We start from the raw sequence: 5,452 nt of genomic DNA, 5'->3' as shown, positions 1-5,452 counted from the left end.
ACCTTCTCGAAGATCTCGCGCACGAGCTCCTTGTCGTTCAGGTAGGCGATGGCCAGACGGCGGGAATGAAGGTCGCCGCGCTTGGCCCAGGTGATGATCTTGTCGACCTGCGGGCGGATCTCCTTCGCGCGGGCCTCGACCGTCTTGATGCGGTCGTTCAGGAACAGGGCGGTAACCAGGCTGCGCTTCATCGCCTTAGTGTGGCTCCAGTCGGTGCCGAGCTTGCGCCCCTTCTTGTTGTGTCTCATAGTGTCGTGTCTCCTAAAGCTTCAAATTGAGGTCCATGGAAATGAGCTTGTCCTTCACTTCCTCGATGGACTTCGCACCAAAGTTTCTGATGTTCAGCAGGTCGTTCTCGGAGAACTCAACGAGCTGACGCACGGAATGGATACCCGCGCGCTTCAGGCAGTTGTAGGAGCGGACGGAAAGGTCCAGATCCTCGATCTGCTTGTCAAGCTCGGCGTTGGACTCCTGGCCCTCGGGAGCGAAGATGGACGGAGCCTCGCCCTCTTCCTCCTCGCCCGTGTCGGACAGGCTCAGGAACGCGCCCATGTACTGGTTGATGATGTTGGCCGCACGGCACACCGCCTCGGTGGGAGCGATAGAGCCGTCGGTTTCCACCTCGAGCACCAGCTTGTCGTAGTCGGTGCGCTGACCCACGCGCGTGTCGGTCACATTCATGGTGCAGCGGCGAACCGGCGAGAATATGGAGTCGACATGGATGATGCCGATGGGATCTTCCGTGCGCTTGTTGCGCTCAGCCGACACGTAGCCGCGACCCACGCCGATGCGAATGGTCATGTCCAGCTGGCCGCCGTCGGCAACCGTGGCAATGACGTGCTCGGGGTTCACCAGCGTGAACTGGCCGGGCACCTCGAGGTCGGCACCGGTGACGGTGCAGGGACCCTCGGCAAACACATGGGCGGTAGCTTCCTCGACGTCGTCGAGGAGAGCGGAAAACACCAGACCCTTGACGTTCAGCACGATGTCGGTGATGTCCTCGATGACACCCTCGGCCGTGGTGAACTCATGCTGCACGCCCTCGATCTGGATAGCGGTGGCTTTCGCCCCGTCCAGCGAGGAGAGCAGCACGCGACGCATGGAGTTGCCCAGCGTATTGCCGTAACCACGCTCGAGCGGCTCGACGATGTAACGGGCAACGGTGTCGTTGACTTCCTCCGTAGTTACTGTAGGCCTCATGAACTCTGTCATGTGTGAATAGCCTCCTTAAAAGCCGCGATTACTTCGAGTACAGTTCGACGATGAGCTGCTCGTTGATGTCCAGATCGATCTGGTCACGCGTCGGGAGGGACAGCACGCTGCCCTGCAGCTTCTCGATATCGATCTCGAGCCAAGCGGGGACCTGAACGCGCTCGTTGGACACGAGGGCGCTCTTCACAACCAGGAGCTCCTTGGCCTTGGGGGCCACGGAAACCAGCTCGCCGGGACGCACGCGGAAGGACGGGATGTCCACGCGGCGGCCGTTCACGCAGATGTGGCCATGGGTGACCATCTGACGAGCCTCTTTACGAGTGCGAGCGAAGCCCAGACGGAAAACCACGTTGTCGAGACGGGTCTCCAGAATGGTCATCAGGTTCTCACCGGTCTGACCCTGCATGGACTTGGCGCGCTTGAAGTAACCACGGAACTGCTTCTCGAGCACACCGTAGATGAACTTGGCCTTCTGCTTCTCGCGCAGCTGCATGGCGTACTCGCTCTCCTTGCGACGACGCTTCGGCTGGCGGATAGATTCCTTCTTGCTGGAGTAACCGAGCACCACAGGATCGATGCCCAGCTGACGGCAGCGCTTGAGAACCGGAGTTCTGTTGATTGCCATAATGTACGATCCTTTCAGTTACACGCGACGACGCTTCTTGGGGCGGCAGCCGTTGTGCGGGATGGGAGTGCAGTCCTGGATGCTGGCCACTTCGAGGCCGGCAGCCTGAAGAGAACGGATAGCAGTCTCGCGACCAGAGCCGGGGCCCTTCACGTAGACGGCAACCTTCTTCAGACCGTGCTCCATGGCCGTCTTCGCGGCGGCCTCGGCGGCCATCTGCGCGGCGAACGGCGTGGACTTACGGGAGCCCTTGAAGCCCACGGTGCCCGCGGACTGCCAGGAGATCACGTTGCCCTGAGGATCGGTGATGGAGACAATGGTGTTGTTGAACGTAGACTTGATGTGGGCAGCACCCACGGCAATGTTCTTACGCTCGGAGCGCTTGATGCGCGTACGTACTTGTTTCTTAGCCACGGTTAGCTTACCTCACTACTTCTTCTTGCCGCCGATTTGCTTGCGCGGACCCTTGCGGGTACGAGCGTTCGTATGCGTGCGCTGACCACGAACGGGCAGGCCGCGACGATGACGCAGACCGCGATAGCAACCGATCTCCATGAGGCGCTTCACGTTCTGCGAAACCTCGCGATGCAGGTCGCCTTCGACCTTGAGGTTCTGCTGGATGTAGTCGCGCAGCTTCGCGAGATCTTCCTCGGAGAGGTCCTTCACGCGAATGTCGGGATCAACGCCGGTAGCGGCGATGATTTCTTTGGCAGTGGTGAGGCCAATGCCGTAAATGTAGGTCAAGGCGATCTCAATGCGCTTGTTGCGAGGAAGATCGACACCAACGAGACGTGCCATATTACTTACAGTTCCTTTCTTCCTAGCCCTGACGCTGCTTGTGGCGCGGATTCTCGCAGATGACGAGGATCTTGCCATGGCGTCGGATGATCTTGCACTTGTCGCACATCTTCTTGACCGAAGGACGTACCTTCATATCACTTTCCTTTCGGTATGCGGATCGTTCTATACGTACACGCCCAGCCGCTGGCGATTGTTTTCTCAGCTGTGCCAACCGCGAAGGATCCGAGTCTTCGCGGCGGGGCGGCTTCCTCAGAAGCGGGGAGGCCTACTTGAAGCGGTAGGTGATGCGACCACGATTGAGGTCGTAGACGGAAAGCTCCACAGTGACGCGGTCTCCAGGCAGGATTTTGATGTAGTGCATACGCATCTTGCCGGAAATGTGAGCGAGAATGGTGTGACCGTTCTCTAGTTCCACCTTGAACATCGCATTGGGCAGGGCTTCGAGCACCGTACCCTCGAGTTCGATTACATCTTCTTTAGCCAAAAGTTGCTCCTCCAAGCGGTCTGATAAAGCAGCAACGCAAAATAGTAGCAAAGATTCAAGATGTTTTGGGGAGAAATTTGCACAAGGGCGTAAAAAACCAAAAAGCGGATTTGGCTTTGAAATGACCTGCTTGTCAGGCCTGCGGTCGAGCCGCGCAGCTCTCGTCCATGAAACGGAGCCGCCAGGTATTATTCGCGCTGCCAAGAGCGCCGCCGCCTTGTCGGCAAGAAGGGATAATAGCACAGGGGCTGTCAGGGTGCAAGTTCCCTGCCATTCGGGCGGCGGGCGCGGTACAATGCTGCCAACAAAGGGAGGGGTTTCTATGCACGATCAGGGCAACGCGGTCGCGCCGTTGCGGCAATTGGGCTGGGGTTTTCTGCTGGCGTGGGTGTTCTGCGTGTTCTACACGAATGCCGCCGGGGCTTTCGAGGGCATGCCCCGGGCATCGGGCAGCGCGAATATCGGCATCGAGCTGTTCTACACTCTCATGCCCCTAGGATCCTCGGTTGTAGCGCTTGCCGTGATTCTTCTAGCGGAGCCTCACTTCGGAGCTCCCACTTCCCGGCGGAGCCTGATCGTGGCCGTTCCCCTACTCACCGGGCTCAGCACGCCTTTCATGTTTCTCAGCCTGCCCAATCCCGTGCTGGAGGCAGCGGCCTTTGCCGTCGGATCTGTAGCAACGGGCATCGGCAGCGCACTCCTTTGGGTCATGTGGGGCGAATATTATGCCGTCATTTCACGGGAAAGCGCAGAAAGTCTTGCGCCAATCTCGGCCGTCTCGGCCGCCCTGCTCGTTCTGCTGGTGTCGGCTACCGATGGATGGGTGGCGGTGACGCTTGCGAGCCTTTTCCCGCTGCTTTCGGGGTGGTGCTTCCATTTGGTCTGGACTCCGCAGATCGCCCGCAGAGAACAGGCGCTCGCCCACATAGCGAGGACCCGGGCTTCCGCTGATAGCGAAGAGACTGCTTCCCATTTGGCGCCAACGAGCCAGTCGCGACGCTCGGACTCTCGGCATCACGGGGTCGCATACGATAACCACTCCGGGGCAGGCCACCGAACCTCCAAACTCAGCCGGGTTGGCTTTGGCATCATGGGCGTCTTCTCGGTGGTCAGCATTGCGGGAATGATCGATCAGTCCGAGGTGCAGGGGCTGGCCCTGCAAATTATTCTGCTGATCAGTGCTCTCATGATGGCCATTGTGGCCGTCTTTGCCCTGTCGGGTCCGCGCCGTATTTCCCTGGCGTTTCTCTACCGCTGGATGTGCCCCGTGCTGGTCATTGGCTTTGCCGCCATTATCCTTCTGGGCCCCGAAGGCGGCATTGTGACCTTTGCCGCCTCGCTGGCCGGCCGCTTCACCTTCTGCCTCATCGCGCAGATCTACTTCGCTAGCTATGCCGCCAGCGGACAGGCCACCCCGACCCAAGCCACCAGCTGGGGCTGGTTGTTCGTGCATGCCGGCGACTTAGTGGGCTGCACCCTGTGGGTCTGCGTAGCCCCGCTGGCGGCCACCGCGCCCGACGGCATTCTGTGGGCTGCCACGCTGTGCATCGTAGCACTGGTGGTGGTCACCATGCTCACACTGAACGACACCGCCGTCTTCCATCGCGTGGATCTCGAGAAGGGATCAGAAGGCCTGGAAGCGAGCAGCGCCAACGCCCTGGTCGCATCTCTCGCCAGCCACACCAACGCCACCAACTTTGCCGACGCATCGACCACTGCGCCTGGAGGGTCTGCGACGCTCGCCACGCAAAGCGCGGAGCCGACAACCCTGCCGGCCACGCTCACCCCGCAGAATGCGGCCACCGCGCCCGTCGCTCCAGCGACGCCCACCGCGCAAAGTTCAACCACCGCGGCCGCCGCTTCTGCGGCTTCTGCAGAGACCAGCGCCGTAACGGCCCTGGCGGCAACCCACCGCCTCACCCCGCGCGAGACCGAGGTGTTCGCACTCTTGGCCCAAGGACGCTCTATCCCCTACATCCGCGATGAGCTGATCATCAGCCGCGAAACCGCGGCTACTCACGCCAAGCATATCTACGCCAAGCTGGGCGTCCATTCGCGCCAGGAGCTCATTGACCTCGTGCAAAAGCAAGAAGCAGAAAATTAGGAACACCCAACGCAAAAGCCCCTTGCCGCGTATGCGACAAGGGGCCGAAACGGTGCCTGCGGGGAGGGTGGCAGGCTCGGGAAAAGCTGGGGGCTGCGCTACGCGCTTAGCTGCGTTTACTCCACGCCCAGGGCGTGCTTGGCGGCGATGCGGGCGAAGGTGGCCACGCGACCGGCGTTGATGCCCGTGAAGTTGCTGGGATAGTTGTGCGGGTAGAAGCCGCCCT

Annotated in this window: 8 protein-coding genes; 1 reads left to right on the top strand and 7 read right to left on the bottom strand. The window is 60.6% G+C overall.

The genetic code is table 11. The features are described 5' to 3' along the window. The 7 genes from QZ307_RS10595 to infA all read right to left on the bottom strand — a co-directional run. A partial coding sequence (locus QZ307_RS10595; RefSeq protein ID WP_295999675.1) for a bL17 family ribosomal protein occupies positions 1-248 on the bottom strand: 248 nt, incomplete at its 3' end. 13 nt (positions 249-261) lie between these two features. Continuing rightward, positions 262-1,212 carry a DNA-directed RNA polymerase subunit alpha gene (locus tag QZ307_RS10590; protein ID WP_295999674.1) on the bottom strand — a complete coding sequence of 317 codons (951 nt, stop codon included), beginning with the start codon at positions 1,210-1,212 and terminating at the stop codon, positions 262-264. Between the two features lie 28 nt (positions 1,213-1,240). Next, complete coding sequence (rpsD, locus tag QZ307_RS10585; protein ID WP_275206463.1) at positions 1,241-1,837, bottom strand: 30S ribosomal protein S4; 597 nt, start codon at positions 1,835-1,837, stop codon at positions 1,241-1,243. Positions 1,838-1,855: 18 nt separating this feature from the next. Next, positions 1,856-2,251: a 30S ribosomal protein S11 gene (gene rpsK, locus QZ307_RS10580; protein WP_016309303.1), complete on the bottom strand. Its 396-nt coding sequence runs from the start codon at positions 2,249-2,251 to the stop codon at positions 1,856-1,858. A 15-nt stretch (positions 2,252-2,266) separates the two neighbouring features. Next, entirely contained in the window at positions 2,267-2,635 is a 369-nt protein-coding gene (gene rpsM, locus QZ307_RS10575; protein ID WP_022740416.1) for a 30S ribosomal protein S13, read from the bottom strand. Positions 2,636-2,657: 22 nt separating this feature from the next. Next, positions 2,658-2,771 carry a 50S ribosomal protein L36 gene (rpmJ, locus tag QZ307_RS10570; protein WP_016309305.1) on the bottom strand — a complete coding sequence of 38 codons (114 nt, stop codon included), beginning with the start codon at positions 2,769-2,771 and terminating at the stop codon, positions 2,658-2,660. A gap of 132 nt (positions 2,772-2,903) precedes the next feature. Next, a complete protein-coding gene (gene infA, locus QZ307_RS10565; RefSeq protein ID WP_016309306.1) occupies positions 2,904-3,122 on the bottom strand; it encodes a translation initiation factor IF-1 in 219 nt (72 codons plus the stop codon). A gap of 322 nt (positions 3,123-3,444) precedes the next feature. Between infA and QZ307_RS10560 the strand changes: the two genes are divergently transcribed. After that, the gene (locus tag QZ307_RS10560; RefSeq protein ID WP_295999665.1) at positions 3,445-5,226 is read left to right on the top strand and encodes a helix-turn-helix transcriptional regulator; all 1,782 of its coding nucleotides are present in this window, start codon (positions 3,445-3,447) and stop codon (positions 5,224-5,226) included. Positions 5,227-5,452: the final 226 nt, after the last annotated feature.

The sequence above is a fragment of the uncultured Adlercreutzia sp. genome (assembly GCA_910585575.1).
In the GTDB taxonomy this organism is placed as follows: domain Bacteria; phylum Actinomycetota; class Coriobacteriia; order Coriobacteriales; family Eggerthellaceae; genus Adlercreutzia.
Note: the sequence above shows the minus strand (reverse complement) of the source record. Positions and strands in the feature narration are given on the sequence as shown.